This is a genomic window from Aestuariibius violaceus, assembly GCF_040779325.2.
Lineage (GTDB): Bacteria > Pseudomonadota > Alphaproteobacteria > Rhodobacterales > Rhodobacteraceae > Aestuariibius > Aestuariibius violaceus.
Genome location: NZ_JBFONT020000001.1, coordinates 86,040 through 105,890, shown reverse-complemented (window position 1 = coordinate 105,890; position 19,851 = coordinate 86,040). Strand labels below are relative to the sequence as shown.

At 66.2% G+C, this 19,851-nt stretch carries 20 protein-coding genes; 11 read left to right on the top strand and 9 right to left on the bottom strand.

Features of this window, described 5'->3' with window-relative positions:
* The 3 genes from AADZ90_RS00545 to polA all read left to right on the top strand — a co-directional run bounded on the left by AADZ90_RS00545 (position 1) and on the right by polA (position 4,550).
* A complete protein-coding gene (locus AADZ90_RS00545; RefSeq protein ID WP_367311423.1) occupies positions 1-846 on the top strand; it encodes a fumarylacetoacetate hydrolase family protein in 846 nt (281 codons plus the stop codon).
* On the top strand, positions 843-1,532 hold the full coding sequence (locus AADZ90_RS00540; RefSeq protein ID WP_367311424.1) for a TIGR02117 family protein: 690 nt from the start codon (positions 843-845) through the stop codon (positions 1,530-1,532). Before AADZ90_RS00545 ends, AADZ90_RS00540 begins: the two co-directional genes overlap by 4 nt.
* A gap of 228 nt (positions 1,533-1,760) precedes the next feature.
* Positions 1,761-4,550, top strand: coding sequence for a DNA polymerase I (gene polA / locus AADZ90_RS00535; RefSeq protein ID WP_367311425.1), 2,790 nt, complete (start codon positions 1,761-1,763; stop codon positions 4,548-4,550).
* 9 nt (positions 4,551-4,559) lie between these two features.
* Here the strand turns inward: polA and AADZ90_RS00530 are convergent, their stop codons facing one another.
* From AADZ90_RS00530 to AADZ90_RS00515, 4 genes are all read right to left on the bottom strand, one after another.
* Entirely contained in the window at positions 4,560-4,865 is a 306-nt protein-coding gene (locus AADZ90_RS00530; protein ID WP_367311426.1) for a phosphoribosyl-ATP diphosphatase, read from the bottom strand.
* Positions 4,862-5,677, bottom strand: a complete 816-nt coding sequence (locus AADZ90_RS00525) for a nucleotidyltransferase domain-containing protein (protein WP_367311427.1) — start codon at positions 5,675-5,677, stop codon at positions 4,862-4,864. The genes AADZ90_RS00530 and AADZ90_RS00525 overlap by 4 nt, the downstream gene beginning before the upstream one ends.
* Positions 5,674-6,432, bottom strand: coding sequence for an imidazole glycerol phosphate synthase subunit HisF (hisF, locus tag AADZ90_RS00520; protein ID WP_367311428.1), 759 nt, complete (start codon positions 6,430-6,432; stop codon positions 5,674-5,676). Before hisF ends, AADZ90_RS00525 begins: the two co-directional genes overlap by 4 nt.
* Before the next feature lie 175 nt (positions 6,433-6,607).
* The gene (locus AADZ90_RS00515) at positions 6,608-7,057 is read right to left on the bottom strand and encodes a DUF2867 domain-containing protein (RefSeq protein WP_367311429.1); all 450 of its coding nucleotides are present in this window, start codon (positions 7,055-7,057) and stop codon (positions 6,608-6,610) included.
* Between the two features lie 67 nt (positions 7,058-7,124).
* Between AADZ90_RS00515 and AADZ90_RS00510 the strand changes: the two genes are divergently transcribed.
* From AADZ90_RS00510 to AADZ90_RS00500, 3 genes are all read left to right on the top strand, one after another.
* Positions 7,125-7,571, top strand: a complete 447-nt coding sequence (locus AADZ90_RS00510) for a DUF302 domain-containing protein (protein WP_367311430.1) — start codon at positions 7,125-7,127, stop codon at positions 7,569-7,571.
* Between the two features lie 102 nt (positions 7,572-7,673).
* Positions 7,674-8,066 (top strand): hypothetical protein, encoded by a 393-nt coding sequence (locus AADZ90_RS00505; protein WP_367311431.1) that lies wholly within the window; start codon positions 7,674-7,676, stop codon positions 8,064-8,066.
* A gap of 64 nt (positions 8,067-8,130) precedes the next feature.
* Positions 8,131-8,655 (top strand): redoxin domain-containing protein, encoded by a 525-nt coding sequence (locus AADZ90_RS00500; RefSeq protein ID WP_367311432.1) that lies wholly within the window; start codon positions 8,131-8,133, stop codon positions 8,653-8,655.
* 3 nt (positions 8,656-8,658) lie between these two features.
* Here AADZ90_RS00500 and AADZ90_RS00495 read toward each other — a convergent pair whose 3' ends face one another.
* The 3 genes from AADZ90_RS00495 to AADZ90_RS00485 all read right to left on the bottom strand — a co-directional run bounded on the left by AADZ90_RS00495 (position 8,659) and on the right by AADZ90_RS00485 (position 10,032).
* The gene (locus AADZ90_RS00495) at positions 8,659-9,351 is read right to left on the bottom strand and encodes a helix-turn-helix transcriptional regulator (protein WP_367311433.1); all 693 of its coding nucleotides are present in this window, start codon (positions 9,349-9,351) and stop codon (positions 8,659-8,661) included.
* Positions 9,351-9,728 (bottom strand): VOC family protein, encoded by a 378-nt coding sequence (locus tag AADZ90_RS00490; protein ID WP_367311434.1) that lies wholly within the window; start codon positions 9,726-9,728, stop codon positions 9,351-9,353. Before AADZ90_RS00490 ends, AADZ90_RS00495 begins: the two co-directional genes overlap by 1 nt.
* Positions 9,729-9,789: 61 nt before the next feature.
* A complete protein-coding gene (locus AADZ90_RS00485; RefSeq protein ID WP_367311558.1) occupies positions 9,790-10,032 on the bottom strand; it encodes a DUF2798 domain-containing protein in 243 nt (80 codons plus the stop codon).
* Positions 10,033-10,288: 256 nt separating this feature from the next.
* On the opposite strand from AADZ90_RS00485, the gene AADZ90_RS00480 reads away from it, so the two are divergent.
* Positions 10,289-11,320: a hypothetical protein gene (locus tag AADZ90_RS00480; RefSeq protein WP_367311435.1), complete on the top strand. Its 1,032-nt coding sequence runs from the start codon at positions 10,289-10,291 to the stop codon at positions 11,318-11,320.
* Between the two features lie 4 nt (positions 11,321-11,324).
* Here AADZ90_RS00480 and AADZ90_RS00475 read toward each other — a convergent pair whose 3' ends face one another.
* A complete protein-coding gene (locus AADZ90_RS00475; protein WP_367311436.1) occupies positions 11,325-12,008 on the bottom strand; it encodes an SDR family NAD(P)-dependent oxidoreductase in 684 nt (227 codons plus the stop codon).
* A complete protein-coding gene (locus AADZ90_RS00470; RefSeq protein WP_367311437.1) occupies positions 12,005-12,589 on the bottom strand; it encodes a DUF1285 domain-containing protein in 585 nt (194 codons plus the stop codon). Before AADZ90_RS00470 ends, AADZ90_RS00475 begins: the two co-directional genes overlap by 4 nt.
* 69 nt (positions 12,590-12,658) lie before the next feature.
* Here AADZ90_RS00470 and AADZ90_RS00465 point away from each other — a divergent pair, with 69 nt between their 5' ends.
* The 4 genes from AADZ90_RS00465 to AADZ90_RS00450 are packed head-to-tail and all read left to right on the top strand — an operon-like array spanning position 12,659 to position 19,369.
* Positions 12,659-13,666 carry an AAA family ATPase gene (locus AADZ90_RS00465; protein ID WP_367311559.1) on the top strand — a complete coding sequence of 336 codons (1,008 nt, stop codon included), beginning with the start codon at positions 12,659-12,661 and terminating at the stop codon, positions 13,664-13,666.
* Positions 13,663-14,535: a DUF58 domain-containing protein gene (locus AADZ90_RS00460; protein ID WP_367311438.1), complete on the top strand. Its 873-nt coding sequence runs from the start codon at positions 13,663-13,665 to the stop codon at positions 14,533-14,535. Before AADZ90_RS00465 ends, AADZ90_RS00460 begins: the two co-directional genes overlap by 4 nt.
* The gene (locus AADZ90_RS00455; protein WP_367311439.1) at positions 14,535-17,309 is read left to right on the top strand and encodes a DUF4159 domain-containing protein; all 2,775 of its coding nucleotides are present in this window, start codon (positions 14,535-14,537) and stop codon (positions 17,307-17,309) included. The genes AADZ90_RS00460 and AADZ90_RS00455 overlap by 1 nt, the downstream gene beginning before the upstream one ends.
* Complete coding sequence (locus AADZ90_RS00450) at positions 17,306-19,369, top strand: hypothetical protein (RefSeq protein ID WP_367311440.1); 2,064 nt, start codon at positions 17,306-17,308, stop codon at positions 19,367-19,369. The genes AADZ90_RS00455 and AADZ90_RS00450 overlap by 4 nt, the downstream gene beginning before the upstream one ends.
* Positions 19,370-19,851 lie beyond the last annotated feature (482 nt).

The following is a 19,851-nucleotide window of genomic DNA, read 5'->3' as shown; positions in this document are numbered from 1 at the left end:
ATGAAATTCATCCGGTTCGGAGAGCCCGGGTCAGAGCGGCCGGGGATGGTCGACAGCGAGGGGCACCACAGGGACCTGTCGGAACATATCTTCGACCTTGCGGGAGAGGCGCTGGCGCCCGACGTTCTGGCCCGGCTGGCCGAGATCGACCCGGCAGAGTTGCCGCTTGTGCCCGACGGGACGCGGCTGGGCCCCGCGGTGGCGCGGCCCGGCAAGATCGTCTGCATCGGTCTGAACTACGCCGACCACGCCGCCGAAACGGGTGCGACCCCGCCGAAAGAGCCGATGATCTTCATGAAGGCGACCTCGGCCTGGTCGGGGCCGAACGACCCGATCCGCATCCCGCGCGGGTCCGAAAAGACCGATTGGGAGGTCGAGCTGGCTGTCGTGATCGGGCGGCGGGCCAAGTATATCTCCGAGGCGGAGGTGCCGGATCATATCGCGGGCTACGCGGTGATGAACGACGTGTCGGAACGCGCCTTCCAGAAGGAACGCGGCGGGCAGTTCACCAAGGGCAAGAGCGCCGACAGTTTCGCCCCGTTCGGGCCGTGGCTGGTCACGCCCGACGAAGTGGCCGACCCGCAGGCGCTGAGCCTGTGGGCCGAGATCGACGGCCACCGCTATCAGGACGGCACGACCGCCGACATGATCACGCCGGTCTTCGACGTCATAGCCCACCTGAGCCAGTTCATGACGCTGGAACCGGGGGACGTCATCGCGACCGGCACCCCGGCGGGGGTGGGCCTGGGTGTGAAGCCCGACCCGGTCTTCCTGAAGCCGGGCCAGGCGGTCAGGATCGGGATCGAAGGCCTGGGCGAGCAAGAGATGCAGACGGTCGCCGATTGATCTACCTGCGGCGCGCCCTGCTCGGCTTCCTCGCCGTTCCGCTTCTATGGCTGCTTGCGGCGATCCCGGGGGCGGTGATCCCCGGTGCAAAGGCCCCCGTCGCGCCTGCCCCGCAAGACCGGCAGATCTATGTCGCGACCGGGTTGATCCATAACGACATCATCCTGCCCGCCACGCCCGAGATCCGCCGCCGCTTCGCCTTCGCCGAGGCGGCGGGCGTCCCGGTTGGCTGGGACGAGGTCAACTGGATCGTCGTCGGCTGGGGTGCGCGCGACTTCTACACCAAGACCCGCTTCTGGAACGATCTCGCGCTAGGCCCCACGCTCAAAGGCATCGTCGGGGATGAGGGCATTCTTCGCGTCGATGTCGCGGGAACGCTCGAGACGACGCCGCAATTGCGGCCGCTCGCCGTCAGCGATGAGCAGCTAGACCGCCTCCTTGACGCGGTTCTCGCCGATTTTGCGCAGGGGCCGGATGGTCAGCCGATCGCGCATCCCGTGCGAGGGTTCACTCCGTTTGACCGGTTTTTCCTGGCGGAGGGGCAGTTCAATGCGCTGTTCACCTGCAATTCGTGGGTGGGCGCCCGGCTGCGGGATGCGGGCCTGCCGCTGGGCGCCTGGACACCGACGCCCTACGCGCTGACCCTGTCGCTCTGGTGGCACGGGCATCTCAATGGCGACGTCTGAGGGGCGGCGCACGGCAATCACCGCGAGCACGACCAACAGGATTTGTAACACGATCACGAACATCAACTCTCCTCCAAGGATTGCCGACATCCTTCAACGGAGAGATTTAAGAAAAGGTTTCCTAAAATCAGCCGGGTCGCCGACGTGTCGCGGGTCCGTCGCCGGAAGGGATGGAAGCCACCGCCCCCCCGTGGCATGACGGCAGGGCGCGCGACAAGGGGGAAAGCCATGGCGATATCGTTCGGAAAGGGGTGCCACCTGCACCTGATCGACGGCTCTGCCTTCATCTTTCGCGCCTTCCATGCGCTGCCGCCGCTGACGCGCAAATCCGACGGTCTGCCGGTCGGCGCCGTCTCGGGGTTCTGCAACATGCTGCAGAAATATATCGAGGGGAATTCGGCGACCCATATCGCGGTGATCTTCGACAAGGGCAGCCACACGTTCCGCAACGATCTCTACGATCAGTACAAGGCGAACCGGTCGGAAATGCCCGAGGATCTGCGCCCCCAGATCCCGTTGACCCGCCGCGCGACCGAGGCCTTCAACATCGCCTGCAAGGAAATCGAGGGCTATGAGGCCGACGATATCATCGCGACGCTGGCCCGGCAGGCGCGCGAGGCCGGCGGGCAATGCACCATCGTGTCGTCCGACAAGGACCTGATGCAGCTGGTCGGCGACGGCGTCGACATGTTGGACCAGATGAAGAACACGGTGATCGATCGCGAGGGGGTGGAAGCCAAGTTCGGCGTGCCGCCGGAAAAGGTGGTCGACGTGCAGGCGCTGGCGGGCGACAGCGTCGACAATATCCCCGGTGCGCCGGGGATCGGGATCAAGACCGCCGCGCTGCTCATCAACGAATTTGGATCGCTCGACGAGCTGTTGGAGCGGGCCGAGGAGATCCCGCAGCCCAAGCGGCGCCAGACCCTGATTGACCATGCCGAGCAGATCCGCCTGTCGCAAAAGCTGGTGACCCTCGACGATCAGACCCCGCTCGATTTCACGCTCGACGATCTGGAAAAACGCGACCCGAATCCCGAGACGCTGCTGGGCTTCCTGCAGGAGATGGAGTTCCGCACGATCGTCAAACGGATCTCGGACTATCTGGGGGTCGAGGCGCCGGCCATGCCGGATACCAATCCCGCGGGGGCAGAGCCCACCGCCGTGGAGCAGCCCGACTTCACTGAGGCGACCTACGAGGCCGTGTCGGATATGGCCGTGCTCGACGCATGGATCGCGCGTATCCACGAACGGGGCTACGTGGCCGTGGATACCGAGACGACGTCGCTCAACGAAATGCAGGCCGAGCTTGTGGGTATCTCGCTCGCCGTCGAGCCCGGACACGCCTGCTATATCCCCCTGACCCACAAGAAGAGCGAGGCCGATGACCTCTTTGCCGAAGAAGGGCTGGCCGAAGGGCAGCTGGAGCTGGAGGCGGTGCTGGAAAAGCTCAAGCCGGTGCTGGAGGACGATGCGATCCTCAAGATCGGGCAGAACCTGAAATACGACTGGAAGATCCTCGCCCGCTACGGCGTCACCGTGGCCCCCATCGAGGATACGCTGCTGCTGAGTTACGCGCTGAATGCCGGGCTGCACCAGCACGGCATGGACACACTGTCGGAGCGGTATCTGGCTCACAACCCGATCCCGATCAAAGAGATCATCGGGACCGGCAAATCCCAGATCACCTTCGACCGGGTGCCGATCGACAAGGCGGTGCCCTATGCCGCCGAAGATGCCGATATCACCTTGCGCCTCTGGCAGGTCTTCAAGCCGCAGCTGCACCCGAAACAGGTGACGACGGTTTACGAGACGCTGGAGCGGCCGCTGATCCCGGTGCTGGCCCGGATGGAGATGGCGGGCGTCGAGGTCGACCGCGCCGTGCTGCACCGCATGTCGTCCGCCTTCGCCCAGAAGATGGCCCAGCTGGAAGAAGAGATCCACGAACTGGCGGGCGAAAACTTCAAGGTCGGCTCGCCCAAGCAACTGGGCGAGATCTTGTTTGACAAGATGAACCTGCCCGGCGGCAAGAAGGGCAAGACCGGCGCCTATGCGACCGGGGCGGATATCCTTGAGGATCTGGCGACCGAACACGACCTTCCGGGCCGCGTCCTTGATTGGCGACAGCTCAGCAAGCTGAAATCGACCTATACAGACGCCTTGCAGGATCACATCAACCCGGAAACGGGCCGCGTCCATACCTCGTATTCCATCGCCGGGGCCAATACGGGCCGCCTCGCCTCGACCGATCCGAACCTGCAGAACATCCCCGTGCGGACGGAAGAGGGGCGGCGCATCCGCGAGGCCTTCGTCGCGCCCGAGGGCAAGACGCTGGTGTCGCTGGATTATTCCCAGATCGAGCTGCGGATCCTTACGCAATTCGCCGACGTGCCCGCGCTGGAACGCGCGTTCAGAGACGGGGAGGATATCCATGCCTCCACCGCGTCAGAGATGTTCGATGTGCCCCTGGACGAGATGACGCCCGAGGTGCGCAGGCGCGCGAAGGCGATCAATTTCGGGGTGATCTACGGCATCTCGGGCTTCGGGCTCGCCCGCAACCTGCGCATCCCGCGGGAGGAGGCGCAGGGCTTCATCGACCGCTATTTCGAGCGTTTCCCGGGCATCAAGGACTACATGACCGAGACGACCGATTTCGCGAAAAAGAACGGCTACGTGCAAACGCTGTTCGGCCGCAAGATCCACACGCCCGAAATCAATGCGAAGGGCCCGACGGCCGGCTTCGCCCGCCGCGCTGCGATCAACGCGCCGATCCAGGGGACGGCCGCCGATGTGATCCGCCGCGCGATGATCCGGATGGAGGCGGCGATTGCCGACATTCCAGCCAAGATGCTGCTGCAGGTCCACGACGAACTGCTGTTCGAGGTCGAGGAGGGGCACGAGGACGCCCTGATCGCCGCCGCCCGCGAGGTGATGGAAGGCGCCCACAAACCGGTCCTGGATCTGGAGGTCCCGCTTAGCGTCGATGCAGGTCAGGGACGGAACTGGGCCGAGGCGCACTAGCCGCCCGGCTTACCGCGACCGCTTCTCCTCGAGGCCGCTTTGCGTCTCGCGCGCGGTCAGTTCGGCCTCGATATCCGCCAGCGTCACGCCGCGCGCCGCGCACATGACAAGAAGGTGGTAAAGCACATCCGCCGCCTCTGACGTCAGCCGGGCGGTGTCCCCCTTGACTGCCTCGATAATCGCCTCGACTGCCTCTTCCCCGAATTTCTCAGCACATTTTTCGGGGCCTTGGGCAAGCAGCTTGGCCGTCCAGCTGGCCTCAGGATCCGCGTCTCTCCGGGCCTCAACCGTAGCTGCGAGCTTTGCGAGGGTCATAGAATATCTCCTTCGGCGCGTCGCGTCCATTCGATATGAAACTGGTCGGCTTGGATCAGGGAGTCCGGCCGCGTTTCCGGAGTATCCGTGCTGAGCGTATCCCGTGCCTCAGCGATCTCTGCCATGACGAGAGTCATGAGCGGTTCTGCGGCTTCCTCTGAAAGTGCCGCCTCAGCCGCCTTCTTCTCTTCGATCAGCGCATCAATCTGGTGCACGAGTGACGCGTCGAGCCCGGCGCCCTCGACGAGGGCATCCATCGCCATCGGCACCACCCCCGTTTCGGGACGGAGCCGGAGCCAGCGAAGGGCAAGTGCCGGACGAAGGGCGTAGAAGAACTTCTTCAGTCTCAAGCGGCCTTCCTTGTCGTGGGCACGTTCCATCTGTCGCTCAGCAAGGCGGAGATAATGCCACATCACAGGCTTGCGCCGGAGAGCGTGTTGGGCGAATTCCAAGAGCGCCCCTGAAAAGCCATCTGCCTCGCGATACCGCACGGGTGACTGCAACCATTCCAGAGCGACGGCATTGGAGCCGAGGATCAGACCCAGTGTCTTCCTCAGATCCCATCCCGAAATGTCGAGTTCATCCGAGATTGGGCGCTCGATCACATCACGACCAGGCCGGACAGACAGATGCCAGTCGATTGGCCGGGTATAGATGAAGCGGACGTCGTAATCGCTGTCTTCCGAATGGAAGCCCCAGGCACGGCTGCCGGACTCCACCGCCAGCAGAATACGCGCGTCCTCTTCCCGTTCGATCTGTCTGAGCCGTTCGAGGATGTCCGCTTGTATCTCGGGGCCGACCGGCATGGTCATGGTCTGATGGGAATCCCGGCGGCGGCCATGTGGGCCTTCGCCTGGGCGATGGTGAAGGTGCCGAAGTGGAAGATCGACGCGGCGAGGACGGCGGAGGCGCCGCCTTCGGTCACGCCTTCGACGAGGTGGTCGAGCGTGCCGACGCCACCCGACGCGATGACTGGGATCGGCACGGCGTCGGCGACGGCGCGGGTGAGGGGGATGTTGAAGCCCTGTTTGGTGCCGTCGCGGTCCATCGAGGTCAGCAGGATCTCTCCCGCGCCCTTGGCGGCGACGGTCTGGGCGAAGGTGACGGCGTCGATCCCCGTGGGTTTGCGGCCGCCATGGGTAAAGATCTCCCACGTACCCGGGGCGACCGTCTTTGCGTCGATCGCGACCACGATGCACTGGCTGCCGAAGCGGTCGGCGGCGCGGGCCACGACATCCGGATCAGCCACAGCCGCGGAGTTGAAGCTGACCTTGTCGGCCCCCGCGAGAAGGAGATTGCGCACATCCTCGGGCGATCGCACGCCGCCGCCGATGGTCAGCGGCATGAAGCAATGTTCGGCCGTGCGGGTGGCAAGATCGTAGAGCGTGCCGCGGTTTTCGTGCGTGGCGTGGATGTCGAGGAAACACAGCTCATCTGCGCCCGCGGCGTCATAGGCCTTGGCCGCATCAACCGGATCGCCGGCATCGACGAGATCGACGAAGTTCACGCCCTTGACCACGCGGCCATCGGCCACGTCAAGGCAGGGGATGATGCGGGTCTTCAACATGTGCGGCGGTTTAGGGGAGGGGGGGATGCGGTGCAATGGGCCCGGGTGGCGGCGCGGTTTCGCCGGATCGGTCCGAGCGGGCGGTGGTTCGGCCGGGATTCAGGTATTCTTGGCAAGATGAGGAGGGACGGTTTCTCGCCAGGGCGCGCGTTAACCTCAATGGCGGGTGAGGCGGTCAGCCCGCCATGCGGGCGGTCGCCTGGCGGCAGATCGCGCGGTGAAAGGGCATGACGATCCGCAGATAGGTGCGGCCGAAGGCGTTATGCGTGTGCACCCAGGTCGCCATATGAAGGTCGGGGCCGGTGCGCAGCAGGCTGATGCGGAAATCGAGGTGCCTATCGTCGAGGCCGAGGATCAGCTCGGTATCGGACCGCGAGGTGACCGGGAAGGGGCCGATCCGGTCGCCGTCGCCAGCAAGCCGCGTGCGCAGGCCGAGCGGCGCGACGATCGCGTTGCGCAGCGCAAGAAGCCCCTTCGCCCAGCCGGGAAACGCCGTTGCGCGGCGGGCGGCCTCTTCCAGCGGAAGGGCGCTTGCGACTGCATAGCAGTCGATGAAATCGCCCGCGCGCATCCGGTCTTGCAGGGCGCTTTCCGCCGGGAGCGGCACTTCACGGACATGTGGCATGGCGGACCTCTTCTGCCGGACTAGGCTAACACCCGGGGCAATGTGCCCGAAAGAAGGAGGAATTTCTATGCGTCTTGGTGTCTTCGCAGCCATTCTCGCCCTCGGAGCCGCGCCGCTTTCGGCGCAGGAACTCGTCACGAAAAGCTCGCCCGCCCCGGTCGGCGAGACGATGGATGCGCTCGTCGCCGCCGTCGAGGGCGCCGGTGCCACCGTCTTTGCCCGCGTGGATCACGGCGCCGGGGCGGCCTCGGTCGAGATGGAGATGGGCGAGGCGCAGCTTCTGATCTTCGGCAACCCGCGGCTCGGCACGCCCGTGATGCAGGAAGATATCCGGGCGGGGCTCGTCCTGCCCCTGCGAGTTCTGGTTTACGAGGATGCAGATGGTGCGACCCAGGTCACTTACGAGGCGGTCGATGCGATGCTGGGTGATTTCGACGTCAGCGCCGATCTCGAGGTGCTCGGCCGGATGCGCGGGGCGCTCGATAACCTGACGGGGGCCGCCACGGGAGGCTAGCGGCAGTGCGGAGGCGTCGTGTCCTCATCGACGCATCGCGTTTGATCTAAACTGTGACAACCTGTCTTGCAGAGCCGGCCGGCCTTCGCCAAGTAGGCCGGCATGCCGATTGACGACTTGCCCTTCAGTCTGTCCGATTTCCTTACCGTGATTCACGAAGGGGGCGTCGGTCTCTGGTCGTGGAGCCCTGCGACACAGGAGGTCTGGCTTGACGATCTGTGCCGCCGCATGTGGGCCATCGACGATCCGATCGTCACGCTGGACATGCTCTGGGACCGGATAGCGGCTGAGGATCGGGAGGCTGCGATCGCAGCCTGGGAAAACTCAGCGATCGAAGATGGCCCCTTCGCCTTCGACTTCCGGATCGCGCCGGAGGGCGCGCCGATGCGCTGGATTTCGGCCCGCGGGATCGGTGGCCGTGCCGGGCAAAAGGGCGATGCGCAATTGGCCATCTTCTGCGATGTCACCGAATTGCGCGAGGCGCAGGGGCGCTAGCCCGACCCGGAACTTTCCCGGTCTTCGCGGGCTTCCCGTTGGTCAGACCTGCAGGAGAGGTTCCATGCCCGACACGCTCATGCCCGATCATCCGACCCCGGCCCTGTCGGTCCCTCTCATCATCGGGGGCCATTGGGATCTGGCCCGCCAGAGCCCCGAGGCGTTCACGATGATCGTCGTCTATCGCGGTCTGCACTGTCCGATCTGCAAGAGCTATCTCCAGACGCTCAGCCAGCATTATGCCGCCTTCATCGGCAAGGGCTTTTCGATCTTCACCGTGTCGATGGACGGGGAAGAGCGCGCGAAAGAGGCGCATGAGACGTGGGAACTTGGCGATATCCCCATGGGCTATGGCCTGACCCGCGGCCAGGCAGAGGCGTGGGGCCTCTACCTCTCCCAATCCTTCAAGGACAACGAGCCCGAGGTCTTTGCCGAGCCGGGGCTCTTCTGGGTGCGGCCCGACGGGCGGCTCTATCTGACCGACGTGTCGAACATGCCCTTCGCACGGCCCGATCTGGGCGTCCTCCTGGAGAAGGCCGATTTCATCCTCGACAAGGGATATCCCGCCCGCGGAACGCTGGCCGCCTGACGCTCAGGCGGGAAATCCGTGATGCTGCTCGCGCTTGCGGAAATCCTGCAGGGTCTGGCCGGGTTGCGGCTTGAACGGGCCGTCTTCGGTCAGCGCACGCATCCGGTCGACACGGAACATGCGGAAATCCTCGCGCAACTCGCACCAGCCGACCATCGTCCAGGTCAGACCCCAGAACCACAGGCCGAGCGGGCGGACGGTCCGCGTCGTCTCGGCCCCTGCCTCGTCGCGGTAGGCGAAGGTCAGGCGCGTCTGCGCATCGGTTGCGGCCTCGATCTGGTCCAGACGTTCCGCCACATCCGGCGCCTGCCGGTACGACCGGAAGGCATGAATATGAACCGCATCGGCCTTCCGTCGCGCCCGGTCCGGCAGGACGGCCGCGATCTTGTCGAGCGCTGCATCGGCGCCAGCGGCCATCTCAGGCCCGCCCCAGGCGCGGATCATGCGCGCACCACCCACAAGGGCCACGATCTCGTCCTCGGTGAACATCATGGGCGGCAGATCCCATCCACCGCCCAGGACGTAGCCCATCCCGGCTTCGCCGGTGATGGGCACGCCATTGGCCATCAGATCGGCCACATCGCGGTAAATGGTGCGGACCGACACTTCCAACCGCTCGGCCAGCGCGGCGGCGGTCATCAGCCGCCCCCCGCGCATCAGGTCCACGATCCGGAAAAGGCGGTCCGCCCGGCGCATCAGGCGGCCTTCGGTTCGAAAAGGCCAATGGAATTGCCGTCGGGATCGGTCGCGTAGCAGAACGTCCCCGCCGGGATCGGGATATCCTGATCCAGCACCGTGCCGCCGGCCTCCCAGCAGCGCTCTTTCGCCTTGGCGAGGGTATCGGGCACGACCAGATGAATCGTCGATCCCTCCCTCGATGGCTTGCCTTCGTAAAGGTGCCCGGCGACCCCCTTCGCAGGATCGGCTGTCGGGAAGAAAAGGATCGGCTGCGGTCCCTCCTCGTCCCGCTGCATTTCCCAATGGAAGACGGTCTCGTAAAAGGTGCGGGCAGCGTCGAGATCGCGCACAGGGATCTCGGTCCAGCAGACGGGATGGTCGGGTTTAAAAGGCATCTGGGTCTCCATCTTTTGTCTCATGACCCGATCCTGACATACCCCTCCTGACAGCGTACTGTCAGCGATCTTCGGCCGGAGGCTGAAAAGTCACCCGTGCGACGATCCGGCGGACCACCGGCGCCACGACCAGCACCGTTGGAAACGCCACCAGCCAGGACGACAGCCAGGCGCCCATCCAAACGCCAAGAAATCCTTCGGGCAGGCCAGCGGCCCGCCATGTCGCGATGCCAGAGACGACAAATGACATCAGCCCCGACAGCAGAAATCCGAACAGAACGGGCGCGAAACGGGCGGGGATCATGACCTTCGTCCTCATGTCTTGCGGCACCTCGACTCGGTACCGGTATCCAATACGTAAACAGACCGTTTTTCTAAGTCGATTGACGGTCGCGGGACATCTGGGGCAGTCACGACATCGTCAAAGTCCCGTCAGGGGCGCGCTGGCCCTGCTCGTCGGCACCTTCCGGTAAACAGTTGATGTTTCTCGTCTTTGATCCACGGCATCCGTGATGCCGTGCAAAAGGCGTTGACCCGAAAGAACAACCTACGAGGATCAGATGAGAAAGTCTTTCCTTCTGTCAGCGGTGCTGTCCTGCGCCGTGACCGCCGCGATGGCACAGATCGATAACCGGGCCGTGGACCTTTGGCTCGACGGTGACGATGCCGCGGCGCTACCCGAACTGGCCGATGCCGCGGAAGACGGCGATACCGAGGCCCAGCTCCTCCTCGGGCTCATCGACCGCGATACCGTCCCCGGCGGCTATTCCCGCTACGTCCTCTCGCTTGCCGACCAGGAGCGGGACGCGCTCCTCCGCGCGCCGGTGAGGGGTGGCACACGCAACTGGCTCCTCGAACAGAACGGCGATGCGCAGGCGGTTTCCGATGCCCTGTTCAACTACCGAGTCGCACTTGATCCCGTGCCGATGGCCGTCGCCCTCCAGCAGGAGGGGGAGGAGGCATCGGCGTCCTTCCTCCTCTGGACGGTCCTCGATAACGGCCGCTTCGACCGCCTCACCACGGTTCCGGCGGAAAACTACGGCCTTCTCGACATGGACGCGCTGGAATGGCTCCGCGCCTATCAGGAGCGGTCCGACAAGACGCTGACCATGACGACAGTCCTCGAGGATGACACGCCCGGCAAGGTCCCAGGCCTCCTGCTGCTCGCCCGCCTCGCACCGTTGTTGGGTCTGGAAGATAAGATCCGTCCCGACGTCCGCGACACGATCGACGTCCTGCGCGGCCGCCAGCCGGAAGAGCGCGGGGCGACGGTCCTCGATATCAACCCCTGGCTCGACCAACTGGCCGAGAGCGATCCTCACCTCGATGCTCTCAAGCGCTACTGCGATATCTGTCCCGAGGCCGGCGGCGATACGATGTGCATGAGCGACGCGCTTGCCGTGATCAGCGGCTACCGCACCCTGATGACCGTCCGCTCTCCGATCGAACGGGTCATCCCGGCCGAGGCCTACTTCACCAGCGACCGCCCGGTTCAACTGCTTGAGGATCTCGTCCGCAACCGGATGTCCTACTATCCTGGCCGCGTGAACTCCTCCTGCATCCAGGCGCGGATGTCCGAGGCGTTTCAGTAACTGCTCAGAAGCCCTCGACCCAGGGCCTCAGCGCAAGCTCGTTCGACCAGGTCGACCGGTCCTGGCGGACGAGCTCCAGATAGGTCCGCGCGATCGCGTCGGGGTTCAGCATCGCATCCGGGCGGCTTTCCGTCGTGCCCGGATTGCGGATCGCCCCGTCGATGTTCACCCAGGCGATGTGGATGCCCTTCGGATGCAACTCCCGGCTCATCGATTGGGCCAGGCCACGCTGGGCGAACTTGCCCATCGCGAAGGGGGCGGATTGCGGGAAGCCCTTCACGCCCGCCGAGGCCCCGGTGAACAGGATCGTACCCTTCACCGCGCCGTCGTTGTCCAGCATCCGCTGCGCGGCCGCCTGGGCGGTCACGAAGCTGCCGAAGGCGGTGACGTCGAGCGACCGCCGGACATCGTCCGGATCCAGATCGGTTATCGGCCCCCGGCTGCGGGCGGAGGGGTTGTAGATCGCGACTGTCAGCGGCCCCTCGATGGCCGCGATGATCGACCGGATGGCGTCCACGTCCGTCGCATCCGCCTTGAAGAGGCTCGCGCCGGTGTCTTTGGCGAGGTTCTCCAGCTTGTCGGTGTCCCGCGCAACGAGGTAGAGCGCATAGCCCTCGGCCGCGAACAGCCGCGCGAGCGAGGCCGATAGGCCATCCCCGACGCCGACAATCAGGCACGCCTCGCTCATGTTTTCTCCAGGTCCTTGCTCGGGATGATCGGGAAAAAGCTGTCGCCAGAGGTCACGCCGAACCAGCGCGCGCCGTCATGCTCCCGATGTTCACCCAGGTCCACCAGCCGGTAGAATGACTTCCGGTCGATCAGCGCCTCCAGCCCCCGTCGGATATGGATGTAGGGCGCGGGTTCGCCATCCGCCCCGTCGCGTTCCACCCGGATCGCGTGGTCGGGGCCCGCCACCACCCGGTCGCCCACGTTGGTCACGAATTCCAGCGCTCCGTCCTCAACCTCGAAATCGACCGCGACAAATGGCGCATCCTCAACGGTGATCCCCACCTTCTCGACCGGGGTGACGAGGAAATACTTTCTGTTCTCCTTCTTCAGGATGCTCGCGAACAAACGCACCAAAGGCTGCCGTCCGATCGGCGTACCCTCGTAAAACCACGTCCCGTCGCGGGCGATTCGCATGTCCAGGTCGCCGCAAAAGGGCGGATCCCAAAGATGCACAGGCGGCGGCCCTTTTTTGCCGGCCGCGCGCGCTGCTGTGGCAAGTCCGTCCGCACTGGGCTTTCTCACGCGGTCTTGTCCTGTCATCCGATTGCTATTTGGCTCGTGAAGAATAACTGTCGCCCTAGAGAGTATAGAGGGTTTTCGAGCATGACCATGACCGACCACGAGACGCTGCTGCCCGAGATCGAGGCGCTGGGCGCACGGCTGGCGGATGCCAAGGCCAGCATCTCGCGCCGCTTCATCGGGCAGGAGAGGGTGGTCGATTTGGTCCTTGCCGCGATGCTCAGCGGCGGACACGCGTTGCTGATCGGTCTTCCGGGGCTCGGCAAGACGCGGCTGGTCGAAACGCTCAGCACCGTGATGGGCCTCAACGGCAACCGCATCCAGTTCACGCCCGACCTGATGCCGGCGGATATCCTCGGCTCCGAAGTTCTGGAAACCGGCACCGATGGCGCGCGCGCCTTCCGGTTCATCGAAGGGCCGATCTTCTGCCAGCTTCTGATGGCGGACGAGATCAACCGCGCCTCCCCCCGAACCCAATCGGCGCTTCTGCAGGCGATGCAGGAACGTGAAGTGACGATCGCTGGCGAACACCGCCCCCTCGGCCCGCCCTTCCACGTGCTGGCGACCCAGAACCCGATCGAGCAGGAGGGGACTTATCCCCTCCCCGAAGCGCAGCTTGACCGGTTCATCGTCCAGATCGACGTGCCCTACCCTGAGCGCTCGACCGAGCGCGAGATCCTGCTGGCCACCACCGGCGTCGAAGAGGCCGTCTCGACCGGTATCTTCACCGCGCAGGAATTGATGGACGCACAGATCCTCCTCCGCCGGATGCCCGTCGGCGACACGATCGTCGAGACGATCCTCGACATCGTCCGTGCCTGCCGCCCCGACGATCCGACAGCCCCCGAACTCGTGCGCGAGAATGTCAGCTGGGGCCCCGGCCCCCGTGCCGCCCAGGCGCTTATGCTCACCGTCCGGGCTGAGGCGCTGCTGAATGGCCGCCTCGCACCGTCGCCCGATGACATCGCGTCAATGGCGGTGCCCGTTCTGGAACACCGCATGGCACTCAGCTTCGCGGCCCGGGCGCGCGGCGCGAAACTCACCGATGTCATCGAAAGTGTCACCAACCAGATCCTCAGGGTTCAGGACGCCGCGTGACGGCACCCGCGACCCTCCGCGCGCGCGCTGCTGACGCGGCGAGCTATTTCCCTCCACTTCTGGCTGAAGCGGAACACCTCGCCACGACCGTCCTTCTGGGCGAACACGGGCGGCGGCGGTCCGGGATCGGCGATGCGTTCTGGCAATACCGCCCGGCGCAGGTGACGGACGAGGCGCGCAGCATCGACTGGCGCCGCTCGGCCCGGTCCGACGGCCATTTCGTGCGCGAAAAGGAATGGCAGATCGCCCAGTCGGTGATGCTCTGGGTCGATCGCTCCGCCGCGATGGGCTTTGCGTCGTCCGACAACGTGCCGATGAAGGCCGACCGCGCCCGCCTGATCGGCCTCGCGACGGCGCTCCTCCTTGTGCGCGGCGGCGAACGCGTCGGGTTGACCGGCCTGCAGCTTCCCGCCCGCAGCGGGCAATTGCAGCTCCTCCGCCTCGCCGATGCGCTGTCGGAAGAACATGACGATGAGTACGGCACCGCCGACCCCCGCGGGATGCTGCCCCACAGCCGCGCCCTCTTTATCTCCGACTTCCTTGGCGACATCGGCCCGGCCGAAGACGCCCTGACCCGCGCCGCCGACCGCGGCGTGCGCGGCGCGATCCTCCAGGTGCTCGACCCCCAGGAAGAGGCCTTCCCCTTCGACGGGCGCACGATCTTCGAAAGCATGGGCGGCGGTCTGCGGCACGAGACGCAGAAGGCGGGCGACCTGCGCGTCCGCTACCTCGACCGGCTGGCCGAACGGAAGGCACATCTCGAAGCGCTTGCCCACCGCACCGGCTGGCAGTTCTCGACCCACCACACGGATAACAGCGCTGCCGCGGCACTCCTCTGGATCTACGGCGCCTTGGGAAGGCACGCCTGATGTGGGTGATCGGCCCCTTGGGCTTCACCGCCCCCTGGCTGCTTCTCGGCCTGATCGCGCTGCCAATCCTCTGGATCCTCCTGCGCGCCGTTCCGCCCGCCCCGATCCGCCGTCGCTTCCCGGGTGTCGCGCTGCTTCTCGGGCTGCAGGACGACGAAACCCAAAGCGACCGCACCCCCTGGTGGCTGCTGCTCCTGCGGATGATCGCGGTCGCCGCAATCATCCTCGGCTTCGCTGGTCCTGTCCTGAACCCGCAGGAAGAGCGGACCGGCTCCGGCCCGCTCCTCGTCCTGATCGATGGCACTTGGGCTGACGCCCCCGACTGGCCCCGCCGGATGGAACGTCTGTCGTCCCTTCTCGACGACGCCGCCCGACGCGCCCGCCCCGTTGCCGTGGCGCTGACGACCGATCCCCCCGAACAGATCGCCTTCCAGGCTGCCGAGGCATGGGAGCCGCGCCTCGCTGCGCTCGACCCCGCCCCCTATCCGCCCGCGCCGGACGAGATCGTCGCCTGGGCCGACGCCATCGAGGGCCCGTTCGAAACCTTCTGGATGTCCGACGGGCTCGACCGGCCCGAACGCGAACCGCTGCTCGCCGCGCTTGAGGAAAACGGCAACGTCACCGTCTACCAGACCGGCCGCCCGATCCTCGGGCTCGGCCCCGCGACCTTCGAAGAGGGGCAGATCGCGCTCACCGCCATTCGCTCTTCCGGCGGCCTGCCGCAGGACATCTCGCTCCTCGCTCACGGCCTCGACCCCGCGGGCGTCGAACGCGTCCTTGCCCGCGCCGACGCCACCTTCGCCCCGCAGGCAACCGAGGTCGAAATCGCGCTGGCGCTCCCGCCCGAATTGCGCAACCGCATCAGCCGGTTCGAAATCGAGGGCGTCCGCTCCGCCGGGGCCGTTACCCTCACCGACGACGCCCTGAAGCGCCGCGAGGTCGCGCTGATCGCCGGGCAGGAGGCGCGCGAGCAGGCCGAGTTGCTCTCGCCGCTGCACTACCTGGAACAGGCCCTGATCCCGAGCGCCGATCTGCTCGACGGTGCGCTCCAGGACATCCTGCCCGCGAACCCCGACGTGATCGTCCTCGCCGACGTCGCCCGCCTTTCGGAAGGCGAACGGGACAGTGTCAGCGACTGGGTCGAAAACGGCGGGATGCTGTTGCGCTTCGCTGGGCCGCGCCTGGCGGCCAGCGATGTCAGCCGCAATGTCGAGGATCCGCTGATGCCTGTCCGCCTGCGCGCGGGCGGCCGAACCGTCGGTGGCGCGATGAGCTGGGGAGAGCCCAAGGCGCTTGCCCCCTTCGACGAGGACTCGCCCTTCTACGGCCTGCCCGTGCCCGACGACGTCGCCGTCTCGGCCCAGGTGGTGGCGGAACCCGGCCCCGATCTGGGCGAGCGCGTCATCGCGGAGCTCAGCGACGGCACACCGCTCGTCACCCGCAAGCCGATGGGCGAGGGGCAGATCGTCCTCTTTCACGTCACCGCCAACGCCGAATGGTCGACGCTGCCGCTGTCGGGTCTCTTCGTGTCGATGCTCGAACGCCTCGCCGTCTCCACCCGGCCTTCGACGCCGGATGCCGAAGACCTCGCCGGCACGGTCTGGGCGCCGGAAGAGGTGCTCGACGCCTTCGGCCGTCTCGCCGAGGCCGACCGCCTGGGCGGCGTGCCGGGCGAACAGCTTGCCGAAGGCATCCTCTCACAACAGATGCCGCCGGGCCTCTACGCGGGAGAAGACCGCCGCATCGCCGTCAATGTGATCGGCGCCGAGACCGAGCTGTCCCCCGTGATGTGGCCTGCCCGCATCCCTGTCGAAGCACCGCGCGAAGGCCGGGAATTCCCGCTCAAGGGCATCCTCATCGCACTCGCCATGGTGCTGCTTGCCGCCGACATCATCGCTTCGTTGGCCGTGTCCGGCCGCCTCAGCGGCCCCCGCGGCGGCGTCACCGCAGCGATCCTCGCTGCGCTCGTCTTTGCCGCCCCGGCCGACGCGCAGGACACAACCGCGAACGATGCCGAGACCCAGCTGGCCCTGACAGCGACGAGCGAGGTCGTCCTCGCTCACGTCCTGACCGGCGACCCGCAGGTCGACGATGTCGCCGCCGCCGGCCTGCGGGGCCTGTCGCAGACGCTGTTCCGCCGCACCTCCATCGAACCGGCCGCGCCGGTTGCCGTCGACCTCGAACGGGACGAACTCGCCTTTTTTCCGTTTCTCTACTGGCCGATCACGGCCAACCAGCAGGTCCCGTCTCAGGCCGCCTACACGAAGCTCAATCGCTACCTCCGCAACGGTGGCATGATTCTCTTCGACACGCGCGACGCCGACACGGCCGGCTTTGGCAGCGGCTCTCCGGAGGGGCGCCGTCTGCAGGCCATCGCCCGCCCTCTCGACATCCCGCCGCTCGAGCCGGTTCCGGACGATCACGTTCTGACCCGCACTTTCTACCTGATCCAGGCCTTCCCGGGGCGTTACTCCAGCCGCGATGTCTGGGTTGAAGCTGCGCCGCCCGATGCCGAACGCGCCCCGGGCATGCCCTTTCGCAACCTCAATGACGGGGTCACGCCGGTCGTGATCGGCGGCAACGACTGGGCGTCAGCCTGGGCGATCGACCAGCGCGGCGGGGTCATGCTGCCAGTCGGACGAGGGGCCGCGGGCGAACGGCAACGGGAATTTGCCTACCGCTTCGGGGTGAACCTCATCATGCATGTGCTGACCGGCAACTACAAAAGCGATCAGGTCCATGTGCCCGACCTGCTTGACAGGCTGGGCCAATGACCGGGACGCTTCTCTTCGATCCGCTTCTCGGCTGGCCCCTTGTCTGGATGGCGGCGGGGCTCGCTGTGCTCGCCACGGCGATCGCCCTCTGGCGCGGGCTCTCTGGCTGGTGGCTGCGGGCGCTCGCCGGGATCACCCTGATCCTCGCGCTCCTCAACCCGTCGCTTCAGCAGGAGGAACGCGCTCCGCTGTCCGACATCGTCCTTCTCATCGTCGACCGCTCCGCCAGCCAGCGCATCGCCGACCGCCCCGGCCAGATCGCGGAGGCGGTCGAAACCCTGCGCAACCGGATCGAGGCGCGGCCCAACACCGACCTGCGCCTCGTCGAGGTCGGCGATGGCGACGGCGACGAAGGCACGCTCCTGATGTCGGCGGTGACCCAGGCGATGGCGGAAGAACCCCGCGCCCGCATCGCAGGCATCCTTGCGATCACCGACGGACGCATCCACGACGTGGACCTGGCCCCCGACCTGCCCGCACCCTTCCACACGATCCTGACCGGTCGCGAGGGCGATTGGGACCGGCGCCTCGTCGTCCGCAACGCCCCCGCCTTCGCGATCCTGGGCGAGCCGGTGAACCTCACCGTCCGGATCGAGGATCAGGGCGACGCGCCAGAAGCTGGCATCGTCGATCTGACCATCGCCGTCGACAGCGATCCGCCCGCGACCTTTCAGGTGCCCGTCGGCGAGGACATCCAACTGCCTGTCACGCTGCCCCATGGCGGCCGCAACGTGCTGCAGTTCAGCACCCCCGCGGCCGACGGCGAACTGACTGATCGCAACAACGTCGCCGTCGTCTCGATCAACGGCGTCCGCGACCGGTTGCGCGTGCTATTGGTCTCCGGGGAGCCCCATCCGGGTGAGCGCACATGGCGCAACCTGCTGAAATCCGACAGCTCGGTCGATCTCGTCCACTTCACCATCCTGCGCCCGCCCGACAAGCAGGACGGCGTCCCGGTGGGCGAACTCAGCCTGATCGCCTTCCCGACGCGCGAGCTGTTCATGGACAAGATCGACGAATTCGATCTGATCATCTTCGATCGCTACAAGCGGCGCGGCATCCTGCCGGGGCTCTATCTCGACAATATCCGCAGCTATGTCGAACAGGGCGGCGCGGTGCTGGTCGCCGCGGGGCCTGACTTCGCCTCGGCCGATTCGCTCTACCGGTCCAGCCTGGGCGACATCATCCCGGGCCGGCCCACCGCCCGGGTGATCGAGGACGGGTTCATCCCGACCCTCACCGATGCTGGCGAGCGTCACCCCGTCACCGAAGGCCTGACCGAAGGCTACGAGGCGGGCGAAGAGGGCGATCCCGGCTGGGGCCGCTGGTTCCGCCTCGTCGATGTGGAGACGATGAGTGGCACCGCGGTGATGGAGGGGATGGACGGCCGCCCGCTCCTGATCCTCGATCGGGTCGGGCAGGGCCGCGTCGCGTTGCTGGCGTCCGACCACGCCTGGCTCTGGAGCCGCGGCTACGAGGGTGGCGGGCCGCAGCTGGAACTGCTGCGCCGCCTTGCCCACTGGATGATGAAGGAACCGGAACTTGAGGAAGAGGCGTTCATCGCCGAAACCGATGGGCTTGAGGTGACGATCCGCCGGCGCACCATGGCCGACACGGTCGAAGAGACGACGTGGGAAGGGGCCGAAGGCGACCCTGCGGTGATCGATATGGAGGAGGTGGAGCCGGGCCTCTTCGAAGGCCGCTTCACCGCACCAGAGATCGGCCTCTACCGCATCACCGACGGGATCGAGGACATCGTCGTCGCCCTTGGCCCGTCCGCCCCGCGCGAGTTCGAGCAGACGATCGCGACCGGCGACGTGCTGGCGCCCGTCACCGAAGAGATGCGCGGCGGCACGATGCGTCTGGAAGAGGGCGTGCCGACGATCCGCGACGTCCGCGCCGGCCGCCCCGCCAGCGGCCGCGGCTGGATCGGCCTGACGCCCCGCAGCGCCTACCGGACGGCGGACCTGACGGTCTTTTCGCTCGTTCCGCCGTGGCTTCTGCTGCTGGTCTCGGCACTCTTCGTTGTCGGCGCGTGGCTCCGGGAAGGGCGGAGGTAGCATGCTGCCCTCAGCTGTGCCGTTCTGAATTCTTGGCATTGGGAGTTGTGGTCGCTCACCTCGGGTAGCGCATCCATGCGATTGTTTAGGTTTGGCCGGTGCGGGACACTTCGGAGGAGACCCTCGATGGATGGAGATCCCCGATGCTCTTTGCCCCAGATCTTCTGGACGACGCCGATGCAGAAGGAGTGTTGGTCGATCCCTCGTTGAGGCTCGATCGGTTTCCAGCACATGACACGACGCCGACGGCGGAACACCGTGCCGCCCTAGCGACCCTTGCCCGCAAGATTGCACGGAAAAAGCGGGGCTCTCTCTGCGTACGTTTGGTCGGGCATTCCGCAACCTGGCGCGGCATATCGCAGGCGACGTATGAGCAGAGATCCTACGAGAGGGCGGCGAAAACGGCGGCGATCCTGAAGCAGCGGCTCGAAGCGCACGGGCGCAGGGTGACCCTAAAACAGGAGGGCGCTCTCGCGACGGCA

Bases quoted from the DNA above. Each gene is read 5' to 3' on its own strand.
- AADZ90_RS00545 (WP_367311423.1), top strand. From the start codon at position 1: ATGAAATTCATCCGGTTCGGAGAGCCCGGGTCAGAGCGGCCGGGGATG.
- polA (WP_367311425.1), top strand. From the start codon at position 1,761: ATGGCGATATCGTTCGGAAAGGGGTGCCACCTGCACCTGATCGACGGC.
- AADZ90_RS00530 (WP_367311426.1), bottom strand. From the start codon at position 4,865: ATGACCCTCGCAAAGCTCGCAGCTACGGTTGAGGCCCGGAGAGACGCG.
- AADZ90_RS00525 (WP_367311427.1), bottom strand. From the start codon at position 5,677: ATGACCATGCCGGTCGGCCCCGAGATACAAGCGGACATCCTCGAACGG.
- hisF (WP_367311428.1), bottom strand. From the start codon at position 6,432: ATGTTGAAGACCCGCATCATCCCCTGCCTTGACGTGGCCGATGGCCGC.
- AADZ90_RS00515 (WP_367311429.1), bottom strand. From the start codon at position 7,057: ATGCCACATGTCCGTGAAGTGCCGCTCCCGGCGGAAAGCGCCCTGCAA.
- AADZ90_RS00510 (WP_367311430.1), top strand. From the start codon at position 7,125: ATGCGTCTTGGTGTCTTCGCAGCCATTCTCGCCCTCGGAGCCGCGCCG.
- AADZ90_RS00505 (WP_367311431.1), top strand. From the start codon at position 7,674: ATGCCGATTGACGACTTGCCCTTCAGTCTGTCCGATTTCCTTACCGTG.
- AADZ90_RS00500 (WP_367311432.1), top strand. From the start codon at position 8,131: ATGCCCGACACGCTCATGCCCGATCATCCGACCCCGGCCCTGTCGGTC.
- AADZ90_RS00495 (WP_367311433.1), bottom strand. From the start codon at position 9,351: ATGCGCCGGGCGGACCGCCTTTTCCGGATCGTGGACCTGATGCGCGGG.
- AADZ90_RS00490 (WP_367311434.1), bottom strand. From the start codon at position 9,728: ATGCCTTTTAAACCCGACCATCCCGTCTGCTGGACCGAGATCCCTGTG.
- AADZ90_RS00485 (WP_367311558.1), bottom strand. From the start codon at position 10,032: ATGATCCCCGCCCGTTTCGCGCCCGTTCTGTTCGGATTTCTGCTGTCG.
- AADZ90_RS00480 (WP_367311435.1), top strand. From the start codon at position 10,289: ATGAGAAAGTCTTTCCTTCTGTCAGCGGTGCTGTCCTGCGCCGTGACC.
- AADZ90_RS00475 (WP_367311436.1), bottom strand. From the start codon at position 12,008: ATGAGCGAGGCGTGCCTGATTGTCGGCGTCGGGGATGGCCTATCGGCC.
- AADZ90_RS00470 (WP_367311437.1), bottom strand. From the start codon at position 12,589: ATGACAGGACAAGACCGCGTGAGAAAGCCCAGTGCGGACGGACTTGCC.
- AADZ90_RS00465 (WP_367311559.1), top strand. From the start codon at position 12,659: ATGACCGACCACGAGACGCTGCTGCCCGAGATCGAGGCGCTGGGCGCA.
- AADZ90_RS00455 (WP_367311439.1), top strand. From the start codon at position 14,535: ATGTGGGTGATCGGCCCCTTGGGCTTCACCGCCCCCTGGCTGCTTCTC.
- AADZ90_RS00450 (WP_367311440.1), top strand. From the start codon at position 17,306: ATGACCGGGACGCTTCTCTTCGATCCGCTTCTCGGCTGGCCCCTTGTC.